Source organism: Agrobacterium bohemicum (assembly GCF_001562555.1).
Classification (GTDB): domain Bacteria; phylum Pseudomonadota; class Alphaproteobacteria; order Rhizobiales; family Rhizobiaceae; genus Agrobacterium; species Agrobacterium bohemicum.
This window is the reverse complement of record NZ_KQ961034.1, coordinates 16,876-35,561: the sequence shown is the minus strand read 5'-3', so window position 1 is coordinate 35,561 and position 18,686 is coordinate 16,876. Positions and strand designations below refer to the sequence as shown.

The 18,686-nt window shown below is 59.9% G+C and carries 16 protein-coding genes; 15 read left to right on the top strand and 1 reads right to left on the bottom strand.

Annotated elements, in window-relative coordinates:
- The first annotated feature begins 48 nt into the window (after positions 1-48).
- The 14 genes from ATO67_RS18090 to ATO67_RS18025 all read left to right on the top strand — a co-directional run bounded on the left by ATO67_RS18090 (position 49) and on the right by ATO67_RS18025 (position 17,076).
- Positions 49-1,770 (top strand): tetratricopeptide repeat protein, encoded by a 1,722-nt coding sequence (locus tag ATO67_RS18090; RefSeq protein WP_067652517.1) that lies wholly within the window; start codon positions 49-51, stop codon positions 1,768-1,770.
- A 144-nt stretch (positions 1,771-1,914) separates the two neighbouring features.
- Positions 1,915-2,859, top strand: a complete 945-nt coding sequence (locus ATO67_RS18085; RefSeq protein WP_425352235.1) for a SphA family protein — start codon at positions 1,915-1,917, stop codon at positions 2,857-2,859.
- Positions 2,860-2,868: 9 nt separating this feature from the next.
- Positions 2,869-4,098: an alpha/beta hydrolase gene (locus ATO67_RS18080; protein ID WP_067652515.1), complete on the top strand. Its 1,230-nt coding sequence runs from the start codon at positions 2,869-2,871 to the stop codon at positions 4,096-4,098.
- A gap of 145 nt (positions 4,099-4,243) precedes the next feature.
- Positions 4,244-5,890 carry an arylsulfatase gene (locus tag ATO67_RS18075; protein ID WP_067652513.1) on the top strand — a complete coding sequence of 549 codons (1,647 nt, stop codon included), beginning with the start codon at positions 4,244-4,246 and terminating at the stop codon, positions 5,888-5,890.
- A gap of 59 nt (positions 5,891-5,949) precedes the next feature.
- Positions 5,950-6,927: an AAA family ATPase gene (locus tag ATO67_RS18070; RefSeq protein WP_067652804.1), complete on the top strand. Its 978-nt coding sequence runs from the start codon at positions 5,950-5,952 to the stop codon at positions 6,925-6,927.
- Complete coding sequence (locus ATO67_RS18065) at positions 6,924-7,859, top strand: DUF58 domain-containing protein (protein WP_067652511.1); 936 nt, start codon at positions 6,924-6,926, stop codon at positions 7,857-7,859. The genes ATO67_RS18070 and ATO67_RS18065 overlap by 4 nt, the downstream gene beginning before the upstream one ends.
- 1 nt (position 7,860) lies before the next feature.
- A complete protein-coding gene (locus tag ATO67_RS18060) occupies positions 7,861-8,376 on the top strand; it encodes a DUF4381 domain-containing protein (RefSeq protein ID WP_067652509.1) in 516 nt (171 codons plus the stop codon).
- The gene (locus ATO67_RS18055; protein ID WP_067652508.1) at positions 8,363-9,352 is read left to right on the top strand and encodes a vWA domain-containing protein; all 990 of its coding nucleotides are present in this window, start codon (positions 8,363-8,365) and stop codon (positions 9,350-9,352) included. Before ATO67_RS18060 ends, ATO67_RS18055 begins: the two co-directional genes overlap by 14 nt.
- Positions 9,349-10,902, top strand: a complete 1,554-nt coding sequence (locus tag ATO67_RS18050) for a VWA domain-containing protein (protein WP_067652506.1) — start codon at positions 9,349-9,351, stop codon at positions 10,900-10,902. The genes ATO67_RS18055 and ATO67_RS18050 overlap by 4 nt, the downstream gene beginning before the upstream one ends.
- Positions 10,899-12,218, top strand: coding sequence for a BatD family protein (locus tag ATO67_RS18045; RefSeq protein WP_067652504.1), 1,320 nt, complete (start codon positions 10,899-10,901; stop codon positions 12,216-12,218). Before ATO67_RS18050 ends, ATO67_RS18045 begins: the two co-directional genes overlap by 4 nt.
- A gap of 64 nt (positions 12,219-12,282) precedes the next feature.
- Positions 12,283-13,260, top strand: coding sequence for a formylglycine-generating enzyme family protein (locus ATO67_RS18040; protein WP_067652503.1), 978 nt, complete (start codon positions 12,283-12,285; stop codon positions 13,258-13,260).
- On the top strand, positions 13,257-14,273 hold the full coding sequence (locus tag ATO67_RS18035) for an HAD family hydrolase (RefSeq protein WP_067652502.1): 1,017 nt from the start codon (positions 13,257-13,259) through the stop codon (positions 14,271-14,273). The genes ATO67_RS18040 and ATO67_RS18035 overlap by 4 nt, the downstream gene beginning before the upstream one ends.
- 16 nt (positions 14,274-14,289) lie before the next feature.
- Positions 14,290-16,200 (top strand): mechanosensitive ion channel family protein, encoded by a 1,911-nt coding sequence (locus ATO67_RS18030; protein WP_067652500.1) that lies wholly within the window; start codon positions 14,290-14,292, stop codon positions 16,198-16,200.
- 108 nt (positions 16,201-16,308) lie between these two features.
- Complete coding sequence (locus ATO67_RS18025; RefSeq protein ID WP_245304025.1) at positions 16,309-17,076, top strand: DUF2092 domain-containing protein; 768 nt, start codon at positions 16,309-16,311, stop codon at positions 17,074-17,076.
- Positions 17,077-17,093: 17 nt separating this feature from the next.
- On the opposite strand, the gene ATO67_RS23155 is transcribed toward ATO67_RS18025, so the two are convergent.
- The gene (locus tag ATO67_RS23155; protein ID WP_157940890.1) at positions 17,094-17,255 is read right to left on the bottom strand and encodes a hypothetical protein; all 162 of its coding nucleotides are present in this window, start codon (positions 17,253-17,255) and stop codon (positions 17,094-17,096) included.
- A 540-nt stretch (positions 17,256-17,795) separates the two neighbouring features.
- Between ATO67_RS23155 and ATO67_RS18015 the strand changes: the two genes are divergently transcribed.
- Positions 17,796-18,299, top strand: a complete 504-nt coding sequence (locus ATO67_RS18015) for a PAS domain-containing protein (RefSeq protein WP_067652496.1) — start codon at positions 17,796-17,798, stop codon at positions 18,297-18,299.
- The last annotated feature ends 387 nt before the right edge of the window (positions 18,300-18,686 follow it).

The window sequence follows — 18,686 nt, the reverse complement described above, 5'->3', positions numbered from 1 at the left end:
GAGCATATTCGAAAAATCTTATAAACTGCGGATGGGGCGCAGTCACCGATGACAGCCAATGGCGAATTCATTGCAGGTGCGATTACCGACAAAGATGCCAGGGCTGAGGCTGAGCGACTTCTATCGGACCCTCGCTTCCATGCTTCCGAGAGGCACAGGGCCTTTCTCAAGTACATATGCGATGCTCTTTTCGAAGGACGAAGCCAGGCTGTAAAGGCTTATTCGATCGCAATCGACGTATTCAACAGACCGACGACATTCGACCCCTCCTCCGATCCGATCGTCAGGATCGAGGCGACACGGCTGCGGGAAGCCCTTGCGAAATATTACGAACAGATTTGCGACGAAGACGGTGTCAGGCTTGATATCGCCCGAGGACGTTACATTCCCGTCTTTACCTCCCGCGGACACGCGCCGTGCGTTGAGGAAGAAGAATACTGCGTGGCTGATGACGACGTTGTCCCTCCCGCCGTAATGAGTGGACCGTCCCCGGACCGTCGGGCGATGCCCCTGAACCGTACTTTCAGTGCCTTCCTCGCTTCAATGGCGATCGTCGCCGTATGCTACATCGCCTACCAATTCGTCGCTCCGCCACACAGAGACACGGACAGGCCTGTCGTTGAAATGACCTTTGCGGATTCCTCGGGAAGTCCGGAAGCTCATATGTTGTCCGAAACACTGGCTTCTTCAATGATGCGCTTCGGTACGGTCAGGCTCAAAACCTCGCCTGTAAGCCAGGTAGCGAATTTTCCGGCGGTCGAGCAGTCCGCATATGATGTCTCCGTTCGATACTCGGAGGACAATGAAGGCATCTATCTCCGGTCTCGTGTTTCCGATCACGCGACAGGAGAAACGATTTGGACGAACGAAGACCGCAGGCCCCTCGGCGGCGGGGTGAAATCCAAGGATTTAACAGAACTCATCCATGCGGTTTCGCGCAAGATCGCAGGCCCGGTCGGCGTGGTGAACGCAACTGAACTCCGTCAACAACTTCCTCTCTCGACCACAGGAAACCTCTGCGTTCTCAGAGGGGAAGCGGCGGTCGATCAGCGAAGTTACGACGGATTGAAAACCGCACGTCTCTGCCTCGAAGCGACTATCGCGGTCGACCCAGGCGATGCGGATGCGATGGCGACGCTCGCACGCGTTTACCTCTGGACAGGCCGTGCCACCGGCGACACGAGTTTATCCGCCCGCAGCCTTGAACTCGCCAATCGCTCGGCCGTCGTGTCCCCTAACTCCGCGCGGGCCGCGCTCGCGCAGATGGCAACGCTGTATCAAGTCGGGCAGAACGACATGTCGATTGCCGCGGGACGTCGCGGAATCGTGCTCAACCCCGAGAATGCAGACCTTCGCGCCAAGCTCGCAATCGCCGTCTTCCTGAGCGGGCACTGGGAAGAAGGGGTCAAGCTCGCGCGGGAAGCGGTCGAACTCTCGGGCGAGACCCTGCGAGACGCGAGCTTCGTCATGATCCTCGACGCGTATCGGCAGGGGCAGTACGCCGAGGCGGTATTTCTCGCGAGACAGGTTCCGACCGCCGACACTCCGATCGCCATCCTGAAGCTGGCGGCCGTTGCCCGGATGGGCGACAAGGCCAACATGAGAAAGGAGATCGCCGTGGCGCGAATGCAGCATCCAGACCTGGAACGGGTGATCTCGTCGATGTTGACGGGAGCGCGCTATGATCGCGATCTGGAACAGGCCCTGCGGGTGGGCATACGCGAGACGGGGCTGACCTCATCCGAATTTGCCGCCCACGACCCAATGTAACAGTAACATTGTTGTTTCGGCGGTCCGAATAGACTTCCTTACTCATCTTCCGCGATGACGGATTGGTTAAAGTTCAAGGGCCTCCTCATGCAAACTCAGCCGACCTACCTCACAATCGCGATCTCTGCTATTTTCGCGAGTTTGATGGCGATGTCCATCGTTCCCAGTGTGGGCCACGCCGCGGAAGGGGGTGCGGGCTTCTACCTTCTCGGCTCGAAAGGCCCCGCCGCGGCGATAACGCCACCACCTGGGGTGTTCTTTTCCAACGATATCTACATCTATTCCGGCGAGCTTGGCGGAGGCCGGGCGCTGCCGTCAGGTGGCCGCCTTGCAGTGGGCGTGGACGGGTCAGCGGTCATCGATGTCCCGACCGTGCTGTGGGTGCTTCCGGAAGAGGTTCTGGGCGGGCATCTCGGATTGACGGCAACGCTCCCGATTGGCTGGAAGAAAACGAAAGCGGATTTGACCCTTTCGGGGCCTCTCGGCGGCACCGCGTCAGGCTCGGTCTCCGACCCTGTTTTTACGGTTGGTGACCCCGTTGTCGGCGGTCTGCTCGGATGGGAGGAAGGCAACTTCCACTGGCAGACGGGTGTCCTCGTCAACGTCCCGATCGGGGACTACCAGGAAGGCGAGATTTCCAACATCGCGTTTCATCACTGGGGCGCGGACGTGTCGGCGGGCGTGACATGGCTGGACCCGGCCGTCGGCCTCGACCTGTCTGCCGTCGTCGGCATGACCTTTAATGCCGAGAATTCGGCGACCGACTATCGGACGGGCAACGAATTCCATTTCGAGTGGGCCGCCGTCCAGCATTTCAATGAGCAGTTCGATGCCGGACTCATCGGCTATTATTACAATCAGGTCACAGGGGACAGTGGAGCAGGAGCAACCAGCGACTTCAAGGGAGAGGTCGCAGCGATCGGCGCGACGATCGGATGGAACTTCAAGGCGGGTGAACTGCCCATCTCCGCCCGCATCAAATACTTCCACGAATTCGCGGCAGAAAACCGCGCGGAGGGCGACGCAGTCTACCTGAGCATCTCCATGCCGCTTGCGATTACCAAACCAACGAACATCGCGGCCCAGTAGGTGCCCCGCATGCACCGCACGGTTCGACATCTGACAGCCCCGTTGCTTTTGGTTTTCCTTTCCGGTTGCGGGCATCCGACCGGAGTGATGCAGCCGATCGCGATTTCACAACGAGCGACAAAAACCGTGCGCGTGGACATGCTCGTCGCAACCACGCGGCAACCCTCAGGTGATCCTTCGACCCTGTTCAACGGGGAGCGGAGCTCGAAACCCTACCTCACCGATGTGGCCGTATCCATTCCGGAAAGGAGGACCGTTGGCGAGGTTCAGTGGCCAAAGCGCCTTCCACCGGACCCAGCGACGGAATTTGCCGTCACGAGGGTCAACCCAATCAATTCGGTTGCCGACGGTCGAACGTGGTTTCGCCAGCATATCGAGGGCGGACATGCCCTCGTCTTCGTCCACGGCTTCAACAACCGCTACGAAGACAGCGTGTTCCGTCTCGCACAGATCGTCCACGACAGCGGAATGCAGGCAACTCCCATACTTTTTACATGGCCCTCGAGAGCGGAACTCACGGGTTACGAATACGACAAGGAAAGCACCAATTACTCAAGAACCGCGTTCGAGCAATCGCTTCGCGTACTAGCGTCCGATCCGGCGGTGAAGGACATTACGATCCTGGCACACTCGATGGGAACGTGGCTCGCAGTTGAGTCATTGCGACAGATGGGTATCCGTGACGGGCATGTGAACTCAAAGATCAAGAACGTCATCCTTGCATCGCCCGATATCGATATCCAGGTCTTTGCCAAGCAGTTCGTCGAGATGGGCGACCCCAAACCCAAGTTCACCATCTTCGTTTCGCAGGACGACCGGGCATTGGCCGCCTCCAGCTTCATCACCGGGAACGTGTCCCGCCTGGGGGCCATCGACCCTTCCGCTGAGCCATATCGCTCACGGCTCGAGAAAGCGGACATCACCGCTATCGACCTGACAAAGGTGAAAACGAACGACAGTCTTCATCATGGAAAATTTGCGGAAAGTCCCGAGATCGTCCAGCTCATCGGCCAACGACTGATGACGGGCCAGACCCTCACGGATAGCAATGTTTCGCTCGGCCAGGGTGTCGCAGCGGTTGTGGGCGGAACAGCACGGACTGTTGGGCGCGTGGCGGGTGCCACCGTGTCGGCCCCGCTCAGGATCGCCGAACAGCCTATCAGAAACAGGCAACCAACCGGGAGCGAGGTGGAATCCGACCTGACAGGCGACGGATCGACCTCACCCTTGACTCAATAAGGCCTGGAGGCGCGATTGTTACCCTCGGCGGCCTGCGTTGTTACTGTAACACGCTTACCTCGCCACCACCCCTCGCGCAGTATTCCCCGGGAACGACAAACCCAGTTCCGATGCCATCCCTTCGCAAGAAGAAAGGAATCCTGACATGAGTATGCCCGTCTACCTAAGACTTCTGGCGGCAACTGCTGCGGTCGCGATGACCGTATCCTCCGTCGCCATCGCACCTTTTGCCTATGCACAGCAACCAGCGCCGACAACCACCGTACCTCCGGCCGCGGAAACATCCACCAAGCCGAATATCCTCGTTATCTTCGGTGACGATATCGGCCAGACAAACATCAGCGCCTATTCATTTGGCGTGGTCGGCTACAAGACCCCGAACATCGACAGCATCGCCAAGGCGGGCATGATGTTCACCGACTATTACGCGGAGAATTCGTGCACGGCGGGAAGATCGACGTTCATCACTGGTCAAGCCTGCCTGCGTACGGGTCTGTGCAAGGTAGGGGCTCCGGGCGCTCCGGTCGGTCTCCAGCCCAGCGACATCACGATCGCACAGGCTTTGAAACCGTTGGGTTACGCGACGGGGCAGTTCGGAAAGAACCACCTTGGCGACAGGGATGAATACCTCCCGACGAACCATGGTTTCGATGAATTTCTTGGAAACCTCTATCACCTCAATGCGGAGGAAGAGCCTGAGGCACCTTACTGGCCCAAGGATGATCAGGAGTTTCTCAAGGCTTACAACCCTCGAGGTGTCATCAAGGCATCCGCCGATGGCAAGGTCGAGGACACTGGCCCTCTAACCATCAAACGCATGGAGACGATCGACGACGAGACGACCGCGGCGGCAATCGACTTCATGGGCAGGCAGGCCAAGCAGAACAAACCGTTCTTCACCTGGATGAACACAACCCGCATGCATCTCTTCACCCATGTCCGCGAGTCCATGCGTGGTCAGAGCGGAATGCCGGGCAATGAATATGGCGACGGGATGATCGAGCACGACGGCGACGTCGGAAAGCTGCTGAAAGCTCTCGACGACCTCGGCATCGCTGACAACACGATCGTTGTTTACACGACCGATAATGGCCCTAACCAGTTCTCCTGGCCGGATGCCGCGACGACGCCCTTCCGAAGCGAGAAAGATACGAACTGGGAAGGCGCTTTCCGCGTACCCGCTATGATCCGTTGGCCTGGTCACATCGCCGCCGGACAGGTATCGAACCAGATGATCTCCGGCCTCGACTGGTTTCCCACACTTCTGGCGGCCGCTGGCGACACAGATGTAAAGTCACGTCTTCTCACCGGATGGCAGCCCGCAGGGACCAGTACGACATTCAAGAACCATCTGGATGGCTACAATCAGCTAGACTACATCACGGGCAAGTCCGACAAAAGCGCTCGCAAGGACTTCTACTACTTCGACGACGACGGCGATCTGGTCGCGACCAGATACGATGACTGGAAGGTGGTCTTCAAGGAGCAATTGGCACCAGGCGGTTTTGCGGTATGGCAGAATCCTCTTGTCACCTGGAGAATTCCAAAACTCTTCAATTTGCGCATGGACCCTTACGAGCGGGCCGACATCGTTTCCGACCAGTACAACGACTGGCTGGTTCGAAACGACTACCTCCTCGTGAAAGGCCAGTTGCAAGGAGCAGCCTTCCTCGAAACCTTCGTGAAATACCCGCCAAGCCAGCGTGTTGCCAGCTTCAACATCGAAGGCGTTCGCGCCCAGGTCGACAAGGCGATCGACCAGTCCTTCAAAGACAGAGGCATCGAGAAGTAGAATCCGCAGGGAGCGCTCCGATGGAGCGCTCCTCCTCCCTCCTGATCGAAGAGACACTCATGGCTGCCCGCGACGACATCCTCGACCTCGGCAAGCGCATCGGTCAATCCATCATTGGCCAGGACCAGATGGTGGAGCGGCTTCTGCTTGGATTGCTTGCCAACGGCCATCTGCTCGTCGAAGGGCTGCCGGGCCTCGCCAAGACCAGGGCGATCAAAAGCCTTGCAAAGAACCTCGATGCGGAACTGTCCCGTGTCCAGTTCACACCCGACCTTCTCCCCGCGGACATCACGGGGTCCGAAATCTACTTCTCCGAGGCTGGCAAAGGCGAGTTCAAGTTTCAGCAGGGTCCGATCTTCGCAAACCTCATCCTCGCAGACGAAATCAACCGCGCGCCTGCAAAGGTGCAGTCGGCACTGCTGGAGGCCATGGAAGAACATCAGGTCACGGTGGGAGGCAAGAGCTATCCGCTCCCCGATCTATTCATGGTGATGGCCACACAGAACCCGATCGAGCAGGAAGGCACCTATCCCCTGCCCGAAGCGCAGCTCGATCGTTTCCTGATGCATGTCGAAGTCGGCTATCCAGACGAACAGTCTGAAGCTGCGATCATGCGCCTCAACCGCGATGAGGAAAACGAGGCCCACGGCGGTTCCAGGCCATCCCAGCCTGACAAGCTCGACCCGCAGGCAGTCTTCGACGCGCGTAAAGAGATCGGCTCGGTCGCGGTCTCGGACCCGGTCGAGAAATACATGGTCGACCTTGTCTTCGCCACGCGCTACCCGGACCGTTACGACAAGGAACTGGCAAAGCTTCTGCAAGTCGGTGTCAGCCCGCGCGGGGTCATCGGCCTCGACAAAGTCTCAAGAGCGTATGCATGGCTAAAAGGCCGCGACTACGTCACACCCGACGACGTGAAGGCGATCGTCCACGGGGTTTTCCGCCACAGGCTGATTCTGTCGTACGAGGCGCATGCGTCGAACACCACGCCCGACCAGGTTATCGACCGTATCGTACAATTGGTGGCAGTGTCATGACCAACGGTGTCCACGTCACGACCGATGACTTGGTGAGACTCGAAACCCGGGCCCGCGACCTGAACTTTATCCAGAAAGCGAGCAGCCATCAGCAACTGGCCGGACGCTTGAATTCGGCGATGCGCGGACGCGGTCTGACCTTCGAGGAACTGCGCAACTACCTGCCGGGAGACGACATCCGGTCGATCGACTGGCGCGTCACGGCAAGGACGACGCGGCCCGTCGTGCGGGTCTATTCCGAGGAGAAAGAGCGCCCTGCCCTCATCGTCGTTGACCAGCGCATCAACATGTTCTTCGGCAGCCGCCGCTCCATGAAGTCTGTGTCGGCCGCGGAAGCGGCCATGCTATGCGCCTGGCGGATACTGGGCTCGGGTGACAGGGTCGGTGGTTTCGTGCTGGGTGACACGGACATAGAGCAAATAAAGCCACACCGAAGCCGCAACGCGGTCATCGCCTTTGCCGACCGGATCGCTGCCAAGAACGCGGCTCTCAAGGCTGACGCGGACGCGTCACCAGAAAAAGGTCGGTTGGATGCGGTGCTCGAGACCGTCGCCAACATCGCGCATCACGACCACCTCGTTGTCGTAATTTCCGACTTCGAAGGCCATACCCCGCGCACCCGCGACCTCCTCCTGAGACTGTCCTCCCGGAACGACGTGATCTGTCTCCTCGTCTACGACCCCTTTCTCCTCGACCTTCCTGACACAGGCGATGTTGTCGTCAGCGGTGGTGGCGCCCAGGCTGAACTGACGTTGAGAACCGCAAGTATCCGCTCGTCGATCGGCGTCTTCGCACGCAATCGCGGACGGGAATTGCTCGCCTGGCAAAACGAACTCGGCCTCCCGATGCTGCCCGTCTCGGCGGCAGAGGAAACCGCTCCACAGCTTCGGCACCTTCTCGAGCAGTCCGCCTGGCGGCAAAGGAGGCGCTGATTTGGAGCCTTCAAAACCAGACCCCGCGTTGCAGACGGCGCTTCTGTCGTTGCGCGACATCGTTTTGCCCGAACCAGTTTCATGGCTGCCGCAGACGTGGGGCTGGGTCTTGGTGGCTGCGGTCCTTACGGTCGGGATCGTCATCGCAGCCTTGCGATGGACCAGCCGATACCGCGCCAACGCCTATCGCCGCGAGGCTCTAGCAATGCTGGAACCCATCCGGCGACTCCTCGAACAGCCAGCGACCCGAAGCGACGGTTTCCGTCAACTCGGGGAGCTGGTGAAGCGGACAGCCCTGGCGGCATGGCCGCGTAGCGAGGTTGCGTCCCTGTCGAACGAAGACTGGGTCGCGTTCCTCAAGGATAATGGCTCCACCGACACCCATGCTCTCGAATGGCTTCTGGACGATTTCGAATATCACGGCCGGCATGTTGTCGCGGGTCTGCCTTCGCGGGTCGGTACCGACGTGATTGTCGCAACACGGTCATGGATCGAGAGCCACGATGTATCAGCTTGATCACCCATGGCTGCTTCTTGCCCTACCCGCACCGTTGCTGGTCTGGTGGTTGCTCCCTCCTCACAGGGAAAGCTCTGCGTCCATACGCCTTCCGTTTTTCTCGCAGGTCGCAGCGGCGGCCGGGGTTCGTCCCACCGACGGGTCCGTGGTTGCACGTCGTAGCCGACTCCAGCTCCTGTGTGAAACAGTGGCGTGGTGCCTCGTGGTTCTCGCGCTCGCCCGTCCCCAATATGTGGAGCCCCCTATCGAGAAGCTGGAACCGCAACGTGACCTCCTGCTGGCACTCGACCTTTCGCAGTCCATGGATGTGAAGGACTTTCCGTCTGCCGACGGTATGACCTTGGCTCGCGTCGAGGCGGTGAGACAGGTCGTCACGACTTTCGTCAAGGAGCGATCGGGAGACCGCATCGGTCTCGTTGCCTTCGGGGATGCCCCCTACCCGTTGTCACCCTTCACCATGGATCATGCGCTGGTCGAGACGATGATCATGGATGCCCTGCCGGGAATGGCGGGACCTAGAACGTCGCTCGGCGATGCGCTCGGACTGGCCATCAAGATGTTCGACCAGACGAGCGTTTCTGAAAAGGTCCTGATCGTGCTGACCGACGGCAACGACACCGCCAGCCGCATGCCGCCATTGAAGGCAGCGGGAATCGCCAAGTCTAAAGGCGTGATCGTGCACACCGTAGGGATCGGAGACCCTGCGGCCACGGGCGAGGACAAACTCGATACATCCACTCTGGAGAAGATCGCGAGCACGACGGGAGGCAGGTATTTCTTCGGTGGGGATCAGGCTCAACTGGCTGCGATCTACGAGGAACTCGACCGGATTACGCCGGAGAACCAGAAGGTTCTCTCGTGGCGACCAAGGGTGGACCTGTACCAGTTCCCTCTGCTGGGTGCCATCGCGGTTCTGTCCGGCTACTACGCGATCGCAGGTGCCGCAGGTATGCTGAGGCGGAGGTCGCCGTCATGATCTCAGACTTTCATTTCCTCCGGCCATGGTTGCTCCTCCTCCTGTTGCTGCCTGCTGCGTTACTGCTGCTCGCGAGGCGATCACAGAATATGCGTGACCGATGGAAGGTGATGATAGCACCGCACCTGCTCGACAATCTCATCGTGGAGGGCACGGCAAGCGCAAGGGTTCTTCCGCCGCTCATGACGGCGACGATGCTGATCGCCGCCGTCATGAGCGCTTCAGGTCCCACTTGGAAGCGGGAGCCACCACCCTTTGTCACAGATGCCGCAACGCTGGTGATCGCCGTCGATCTCTCGGATACAATGGATGCGATCGATGTCACGCCGTCGCGGCTTGAGCGTGCGAAGCTCAAGATCAGAGACGTAGTCAATGCCCGTCAGGGTGCCCGCACGGCCATCGTCGCCTATGCCGGGACCGCGCACCTGGTCGTTCCGCCAACGGAAGATGCGGAGCTGCTCGCGACATACTCAGAGGCACTGGCAACCCGCATCATGCCGAAACCAGGCAAGGACACGCCAGCGGCACTGCGGCTCTCGGACAATCTCCTCAAGACGGAGGGCACGGTCGGCACCATCCTCATGCTGACTGACGGTGTGGAAGCGTCAGCTTTGGACGCGATGAAATCAAGTACCAACGGCATCGTCATTCTCGGGGTCGGGACCGCAGAGGGCGGCCCGGTCAAGATGGATGACGGCAGCTTCGTCCAGAATTCGTCTGGATCACGCCTGTTTTCGAAGCTGGACATCCAAGCTCTTCAGACCGTCGGGAAGGAAGCGAGCGCAGATGTTGCAACAGTGACGGACGACGATGCGGATATCCGCTGGGTCGTGCAACGCATCCGCTCCAACTTCGCGCAGAAGCAGGCGACATCGGATGGCCACTGGGTTGATCTCGGCTGGTGGCTCGTCGGGCCGCTCGCCGTTGCAATGGCTTTCTCTTTCCGCCGAGGCTGGGTCGTTAAAATCGGTGTCGCCGTTCTCGCGTTGAACATGTCGTCACCGCGATCCAGCCACGCGGATGGGCTGACCGACATGTGGTTCACGGGTGACCAGCAAGGACGGCTGGCCTTTGAGCGCGGAGAGTTCGAGCGCGCGTCTGGTCTTTTCGCCAATCCCTTGTGGAAAGGTGTGGCATTCTACCGGGCTGGCAAGTTCCAGGAGGCCGTCGATGCCCTTGCCGCCGTGGAAAGTCCCGAAAGCTGGTACAATCAAGGCAACGCGTTTCTCGAGCTCGGCAAGTTCGAGGAGGCGGTGGGTTGTTATGAAAATGCCCTCAAGGAGCGGAAAGACTGGGAGGATGCTATAGCCAATCTCGATATCGCGCAGCAGCTTCTCAAAGCCCAGAAGGCGAAGCAGGAGGAGCAGCCGGAACAGCCGAGCGAAGCCCCCGACAGCGTTCAGTTCGACGAAAAGGGAAAACAGGGCAAGGAAGGCACGATGAACGTAGCCGAGCAGACCTCGGAGATGTGGATGAAGAACATCGTCGTCAGTCCGACGGACCTGATGGCACGGAAATTCTCCATCGAGGCCGGGAGGTTGGGGAAGTGAAGCTGGTCGTCGTCCTGTTCATAATGTTCACAAGCATGCAGGCGCAGGCAAGCGAACCCTTTGGTCGGGCTTCGATACTGGAAGCAAAGCCGATTGTGCCCGGCCAGCAGGTGCATGTCGTCGTTGAGGTCTTCGCCCCTGACTTCTTTACATCGCCACCGCAGTTTCCGCTGTTCGACGCCCTGGACGCGCTCGTGACGCTCCCCGACGGCAGCGCGCAGAACATGGTCCAGACGATTGACGGGGTGCAGTATTCAGGCATTCGGAGGAGCTACGCGGTCGTTCCGGAAAAGGCGGGCTCCTTCTCCCTGCCGGACATCGGGATCGATCTCGGTTACTCTGCAAACGGAACACCCGTGAAGGTCGTGGTACAAGTCAAACTTCCGACTTTCGAAGTCGCCAATGGTCCGTCCGCCAGCGCAGTCCCCTTTGCAGCGAAGGACCTATCCATCTCGCAGTCGTTCGACCGTGATGCGTCGACGCTAAAGGCAGGCGATGCCTTATCGCGAACGGTCGTCGTTTTCGCGGAAGACACGCAGGCGATGCTCATTCCGCCCGTGGATTTCGGCAAGCCAGACGGTGTCACACAGTATCTCAAGCCTCCGGTTCTCGGCGACGGGGTCGTGCGACGTGGCATGGGTCGCAGTGAGGAAACCGGAAGCACCCGCACACAGACCGTGGTTTACATGACAACAAGCGAAGGCCGATTTTCGCTTCCGGAAGTTTCCTACCCCTGGTTCGATGTCGACGGCGGAGCCGTGTCGACAACAACGCTTCCCGCCACCGATGTCGTCATTGCCAGGCAAGAGGTGGAGGCCGAACGCATCGCACCCAAACTCGAGGAGAACGTAACGGCTTCCGGCAAGAGCGAGCGGCGATGGTGGCTTGTGGCACTTCTGGCAAGCGCGCTCGGTCTGGTCATCTTGGTGTTCATCCAACGTAGATCATCCGCCATCGGTGCCTGGGCGAAACGGCTGCGTGAAAAGCGTTGGAATACCCCGAGGCGACGGCTGAAACGCCTACGCGCTATCATCACATATGGTGGCGAGTTCGCGATCTACCGTGCGCTTCAGGACTGGAGCGGCAGCTTGGGCTACCCGACGCTTTCCGACTGGGTGGAAGCGCAGGCCAATCCCGTTCTGACTGCACAGACCACCATTCTCGACCGAAGACTGTTCCGGTCGCAAGACGTCACTTTGGATCGGAGAGCTTTGGCCCTCGCGGTCAAACTTCCCAAACAGACGCGCGTCGTCGCTAAGGGCGCGCTGCCGGAGCTGAACCCGACAGCAAAGACCTCATTGTTACCCCCATTGTAACGGTAACATTCTTTCCTCAAATAGCGCGTTGGATAAGGTCTGGTCTCCAGCTCTGGAGGCAAAGATGGCTTTGGCATTCGAGGACACGACGGAACTGCGCGGCGACAGCAGCCTGGTTTGGGTTCCCGGTCGCACCTTCACGATGGGATCGGACAGTCACTACCCGGAGGAGGCGCCTGCCCATCTCGTGAAGGTCGATGGTTTCTGGATATCGGAGACCCCCGTCACCAACAGGCAGTTCAAAGCGTTCGTCGAGGCAACGGGTCACGTCACCGTAGCGGAGAAGGCCCCCGACCCGAAAGACTATCCCGGTGCGAAACCGGAAATGCTGAAACCCGGCTCTCTCGTGTTCACGCAACCCAAGTCGATAAGCGGTTCGGATATCGCGCAATGGTGGGTGTTCAAGTTCGGTGCGACATGGCGACGGCCGCTCGGCGGGCTCAGCGATTTACGCGGCAAGCTGGACCATCCTGTCGTCCACGTCGCCTATGCAGACGCTCTCGCCTATGCCATCTGGGCAGGAATGTCGCTTCCGACGGAGGCGGAGTGGGAAATGGCCGCCAAGGGCGGTGTCGATGAGTCCGAATTCGCATGGGGGGATGAGTTCATGCCCGGCGGGGTCGCCATGGCGAACACCTGGCTCGGCACGTTTCCGACCCATTCCACCAAGCCAAAGGGCCATGAGCGCACCTCACCCGTCCGTTCCCTCCCGCCGAATGCGCTGGGCCTTTACGACATGATCGGCAACGTCTGGGAGTGGACCAGCGATTTCTGGTCTACCCACCACCCAGAACCCGCGAAGCGCTCGTGCTGCGTCCCCAACAATCCGCGCGGCGACCTGACAGAGGCGAGTTACGATCCCCGGCAGCCTGCAATCAGGATCGCGAGAAGAGTGCTCAAGGGCGGTTCCCATCTCTGCGCGCCGAACTACTGCCGCCGCTATCGCCCTGCCGCCCGCCACGCGGAACAGGAAGACACGTCCACCAGCCATGTCGGATTCCGTTGCGTGAAGCGGCCGATCCAAGAAGGAGCACCGAGATGAGAAAACCAACGTTCGCACAAGAACCCATCTTCGCCGCAGTCGCGGTCGCGGTCGTCCTGTTGCTAAGTGGCCTGATCCGACCTGCGAGTGCGCAAGAGGTCCTACCCTCGTGGAACGACACCGCCGCGAAGACCCGCATCGTTGAATTCGTCAAGGCGACTGTAACGGAGGGCGGAGACGGGTACGTCGCGCCGTACGACAGGATCGCCGTGTTCGACAACGACGGGACCCTCTGGTCCGAGCAGCCGATCTACTTCCAGTTCGGCTTCATGCTCGACCGCGTCAAGACGCTCGCCCCGCAGCACCCCGAATGGAAGACCGAGGAGCCGTACAAGTCGATCCTCGCAGGTGATCCGATGGGCGCGCTGAAAAGCGGCGAGAAGGGAATGGTCGATCTTGCCATGAAAACCCATGCGGGCATGACCACCGACCAGTTCTCGAAGATCGTGACCGACTGGTTCGCGACGGCGAAGCATCCCAAGACGGGCAAGCCATATGATGAAATGACCTTTTTGCCGATGCGCGAACTTCTAGACTATCTGCGCGACAACGGCTTCAAGACTTACATCGTCTCGGGCGGCGGCGTGGAGTTCATGCGGCCGATGACCGAGAAGATGTACGGTATCCCGCCCGAACAGGTTGTCGGCAGCACGATCACGACCGAGTACGCGATCGTCGGCGACGTACCCGTGTTGAGACGCTTGCCCAAGATCGATTTCGTGGACGACGGCAAGGGCAAGCCATCGGGCATCAACACGTTCATTGGCAGAAAACCTATTTTCGTCGCTGGCAATTCCGACGGCGACTACGAGATGCTCCGCTGGGTGACAGCAGCCAAGGGTCCCGGTTTCGCGATGATCGTCCACCACACCGACGGTGCCCGTGAAGTCGCCTACGACCGCGACAGTGCCATTGGCAAGCTGGACAAGGCGCTCGATGAGGCCAAGCGCCGTAACTGGTTGGTGGTCGACATGAAGGCGGACTGGAAGAAGGTCTTCGCATTCGAAAACTAACCGAGGGGACGCTCGTATGAAGTGGTTGGCCGGGCTATTGTTACTCGTCATGATGTCCGGTCCCGTGCAGGCGCAGGATGGCCCTCGCCCGCAAAAGGTCGACGACCTGGTCAGGCTTTTGCAGGACCCGGAGGTCAGATCATGGCTGCAACAGGCTCCTCAAGCCAGTTCGCAAACGGCCACGGCAGGCGGTGGTCTGGCCGAGTGGGAAACGGCAACGCGCGATCGGCTCGACCGCATGCTCCACGCCATCCCGAGAATACCCGCAGAAATCCGCGCAGTGGCGCAAGAGGCCAGGGCGCAAGCGCTGGCGTACGGTGGCCTTCCAGTCTTTGTGATCTTCCTGGGCCTTGTTGCAGTAGGCCTCGTCGCCGAGAAACTCTTTTCAAAGGCAAGACCCGATAGCCGGATTAGCGACCGCCTGCTGGCGATCGGTATATTCACCGCCGCAATGGCGCTCGTCTTCTTTGCCTTCGACTGGCCCCCTCTCCCACGCATCATCCTCTTGGTCTCCCTGATCGGGGTTATAGCGTACCGCCTGATCTGCGTTCTTCTAGACGCGTCAACGACCATGATGCCGTCATCGAAGCGACGGTCGAAAATGTTCCTGGGCGTGGCGATCGCCGGGATCACCTTCGCATCGCTCGGACGGCCTTTATCCGTTGATCCGGCGACATCGGCTGCTGTCTGGTTTTGTACGTCGGCGATCCTCCTTCTCATGATACTGACGTTTACGATGCTGTCGCGAGGCGTGACGGTCCGTCGGCGCGTCGCACTTTGCCTGGCATACATCGCGGTATGGGCGCTCTGGTGCGTCGGCCTGCACGGTCTGTTCTGGCTGGCGGTCTACGCGATGGCACTCCCGTCCTCGCTCCGGTTGGTCGGGCAGACGGTCGCGGGCCTTATCCCTGAAAATACCGATGAGACCAGGCGCGTTCTTTTCATCCGTGGAAGCCGCGGCGCGGTGATCATCTGCGCGGTGGCGTGGCTGGCGATGGTCTGGCGGTTCGACCCCAACTCTCTCGTCCGCAGCGATCCTCGCGTTGCAGCCTTCTCGTACGGATTACTTAAAAGCGTCGTCGTCCTGCTGCTGGCCGACCTTGTCTGGCACATGGCCAAATCGTGGATCGACCGCAGGCTTCTGGTATCGAGCCCGGTCGGTGACGCGAACGACCTTGCCCGCCAGGGGCGACTGCGGACACTCTTACCGATCTTCCGCAACGTGCTGGCGGTGATGGTCGCCGTCGTCACGGGTCTGATCGTGCTCGCAGAACTCGGGGTCGAGATAGGCCCTCTCATCGCGGGTGCGGGCGTGTTCGGTGTCGCGCTCGGTTTCGGTTCCCAGACGCTGGTGAAGGATGTCATCAGCGGCGTTTTCTACATGCTGGACGACGCTTTCCGGGTCGGAGAATACATTCAGGCAAAGAGCTACAAAGGCACGGTCGAAGGTTTCAGCCTGAGATCGGTCCGTCTGCGCCACCACCGCGGTCCCGTCTATACCGTTCCATTCGGAGAACTCGGCGCGGTGGAGAACATGAGCCGTGACTGGGGTGTCGTGAAGTTTCGGGTCTCCGTTAGCTACGATGCCGATGTCGAGAAGGCACGCAAGCTCACCAAGAAGATCGGTGCCACGCTCGCCGAGGACCCCGAATTCTCGGCTCTGTTTATCGAACCTCTGAAGATGAAGGGCGTGGAGGAGTTCGGCGACTACGGGATGGTTCTCAGTTTCGGGATGACGCTGCGCCCAAGCGGACTCCAGTCCATGATCCGTCGCCGTGCCAACCTGATGATCCGGGCGGCGTTTCAGGAAAACGGCATCGAATTCGCTCAGCCGACGGTCCAGGTCGGCGGAGACGAAAAACAGGCTGCCGCGTTGTCGGCGGCGCGTCTCCTGGAGGCGAAAGCCGCGTCGGCGGCACCGACGTGAGACCGGGACCGACCCCCGTTACGTTACCGTAACTGTAACGTCCTTTGAGGTCGTCCCTTTACATCCTAGCGTCGGAGCATCTTTCAACCGAGGAGGAGAACGCAAGCGATGTCCAGAACAGGAACTATACGTCTCTCTGCCACCGCGGCTCTTGCTGCGGTGTTCATGACGACATCGTCAGTCGCCCAGGACCGGGGGCCAGAAGAGCCGCGCATCGAACCGGGGTCCGTCGAGGCCCTCAAGGCGATGGGAGAACACCTCCAGTCGCTGCAGTCGTTCAAGATCACCGCCCGAACCACGTCCGAGATCGTGCTGGATACAGACCAGAAGCTCGAAATCGGAAGCGTGGCGACCTACGAGGTGAAGCGCCCGGACCGCCTTCGCATCGACCTGGCTTCGGACGTGGTCCACGGCGAACTCGTCTATGACGGCAAGACCATGGTCTATGCCTCGCCTGACCAGAAAATCTATGCGCAGGTGCCCGCGCCCGCGACCATCAAAGAGACATTGGAACAGGCCGCCCAGAAATACGATCTCGCGTTCCCGCTCGCCGATCTCTTCGCGTGGGGTACTCCGGATGCGCCGACCGATCTGATCAGGGAGGGTTTCCTCGTCGGTCATGCCACCATCGACGGCAAGGAAACGGATCACTGGGCCTTCAGAGGTCAGGATCAGGACGCCGAGATTTGGATCGCCACCGAGGGCGGAGCGTTGCCGCTGAAGGTTTCGCTCGTCGACCGCGACGACATGACCAGACCTCGCATCACGACCGTGCTCGAGTGGACCGAAAACGCGGAAATCGCCGACGACGTCTTCCAGTACAAGCCGGAAGACGGCTCCGAAAAGATACGCTTTCTGAAGGAGGCAAGCCGATGAAAAAGCCCGGTATCGTTTTAACCGCCCTTCTTGCCGCCGCGATCATCATCCCGCAGACGGCAGAGGCTCGAGGCGGCTTCGGCGGAAGAGGCCCCCGTATGAACTTCGGCGGAGGTGGAATGCACGCGGGCGGCATGCACCACTTCAACGCGCCGACCCATATGCAGCCGCGCTTTCATCCCGCGCAGCATCCACCGCACGTGATACACCCGCGGCCGGGGCCGCACCCCGTGCCGCATCCGTCCGGACTCCATCCTCACCCGCCATTGCCCGGTCCGCATCCAGGCCCCGGCCCGCACCCACCCGGACCGTTGCCACATCCTCCGATCCCGCGTCCCCTTCCGCCACTACCACCTCCGGCCCCGTACTGGCCCGGCTATTGGAGGCCGGGCGTTGCCTGGACCGCGGCGACCGCGTCAGCTATCGTCGTGGGAACGGTGCTCGCCACCCTACCGCCGGAATGCGTGACGGTGGTGGTGAGCGGCATCAGCTACCGAGACTGCGAGGGCCGATGGTTCGAGCCTCGGTATGACGGCCATACGGTGGTATACGTGGCTGTCGCCGATCCACGGTGACGTTCGGTAACGTCGAGTAAATGTCCATTGTGGTACGAGCCATACGATAGCCGTCCGTGACGGGCGATTGCGCCACGCAATCACCCTCATGGTCGGCTATCGCGTCTTGGCACGATTAGCGAGAGGACACAGGACAAGACAGGCATGGGAAATCCAAGAAAAAAACTGATCGAACACTCGATGCGCGGTGCCGGCTTTTATTCGTGGTCGCTTCAAACGAATATTCTGACGGCCGACAAGGCATATTCGGACATTTACGAGATCGACGAGAGAGAACTGGCGCATGGATTACCTGTCGAAAAAATTCTCGCCAGGATCGTCGACCAGGACCGTCCCCGGTTGGCTGCTCGAATTCATGACGTCATCCTTGGCGGGCAGTCGTTCGTTTCGTCATACGGAATCTTTTGTCCAAGCGGCTGCACGAAAGCTCTTCTGAGCATGGGCTCGTGTTCGAAAGACGCAAACGGCGACCCGTCTATTTACACCGGGGTCGTGCTCGTCGAGGAAAATTTCGGCAATGCGGTGGAAGATGTGCAACTCGAGTCACAGATTTCAGCGGCGATCGATTTGGCCCGGAACAGCAAGCGCGATCTGACCGAACGTTACTTGATTTCGGCACTCAACTCCTTATTGCCCGCTGACAAGTGACAGAATATGGGGTGGATGGGTCTGACGGTGCGACCCAGTGTCGACAAGGGGTGTCCCTGCCCCTCTCGCGGCTACGGGGAGATGTTACGCTTCTGCTGGACCTGCCGAGGATGACCGCTTCTCTCAAGCCGCCAGGACGGAGTTAGGAACCGCCGACGGAGGCACTGCTTCGACGATATTTCTGACGTCAACAACCCGCGTCGAAATCAGCAAACGGACGAAAGGGTGTCCTAGCTTTAAGAGAGACCCCGAACCATGGGCTCGTTCGAGTTCAAACGCCACTTCGGCACGTTGAAGTGTCGCTACGGACCTTGCTAACTGCCCTTGGGAAGCCTGTTTCCGGATTGTTTCGTCATTTCTCCGGATAAAGCTGGCGAGTCCTCGCAT

Bases quoted from the DNA above. Each gene is read 5' to 3' on its own strand.
- ATO67_RS23155 (WP_157940890.1), bottom strand. From the start codon at position 17,255: ATGAAAGCGCGGCTGCATATGGGTCGGCGCGTTGAAGTGGTGCATGCC.
- ATO67_RS18080 (WP_067652515.1), top strand. From the start codon at position 2,869: ATGCACCGCACGGTTCGACATCTGACAGCCCCGTTGCTTTTGGTTTTC.
- ATO67_RS18025 (WP_245304025.1), top strand. From the start codon at position 16,309: ATGTCCAGAACAGGAACTATACGTCTCTCTGCCACCGCGGCTCTTGCT.
- ATO67_RS18050 (WP_067652506.1), top strand. From the start codon at position 9,349: ATGATCTCAGACTTTCATTTCCTCCGGCCATGGTTGCTCCTCCTCCTG.
- ATO67_RS18085 (WP_425352235.1), top strand. From the start codon at position 1,915: ATGGCGATGTCCATCGTTCCCAGTGTGGGCCACGCCGCGGAAGGGGGT.
- ATO67_RS18040 (WP_067652503.1), top strand. From the start codon at position 12,283: ATGGCTTTGGCATTCGAGGACACGACGGAACTGCGCGGCGACAGCAGC.
- ATO67_RS18030 (WP_067652500.1), top strand. From the start codon at position 14,290: ATGAAGTGGTTGGCCGGGCTATTGTTACTCGTCATGATGTCCGGTCCC.
- ATO67_RS18075 (WP_067652513.1), top strand. From the start codon at position 4,244: ATGAGTATGCCCGTCTACCTAAGACTTCTGGCGGCAACTGCTGCGGTC.
- ATO67_RS18055 (WP_067652508.1), top strand. From the start codon at position 8,363: ATGTATCAGCTTGATCACCCATGGCTGCTTCTTGCCCTACCCGCACCG.
- ATO67_RS18015 (WP_067652496.1), top strand. From the start codon at position 17,796: ATGGGAAATCCAAGAAAAAAACTGATCGAACACTCGATGCGCGGTGCC.
- ATO67_RS18070 (WP_067652804.1), top strand. From the start codon at position 5,950: ATGGCTGCCCGCGACGACATCCTCGACCTCGGCAAGCGCATCGGTCAA.
- ATO67_RS18035 (WP_067652502.1), top strand. From the start codon at position 13,257: ATGAGAAAACCAACGTTCGCACAAGAACCCATCTTCGCCGCAGTCGCG.
- ATO67_RS18090 (WP_067652517.1), top strand. From the start codon at position 49: ATGACAGCCAATGGCGAATTCATTGCAGGTGCGATTACCGACAAAGAT.
- ATO67_RS18065 (WP_067652511.1), top strand. From the start codon at position 6,924: ATGACCAACGGTGTCCACGTCACGACCGATGACTTGGTGAGACTCGAA.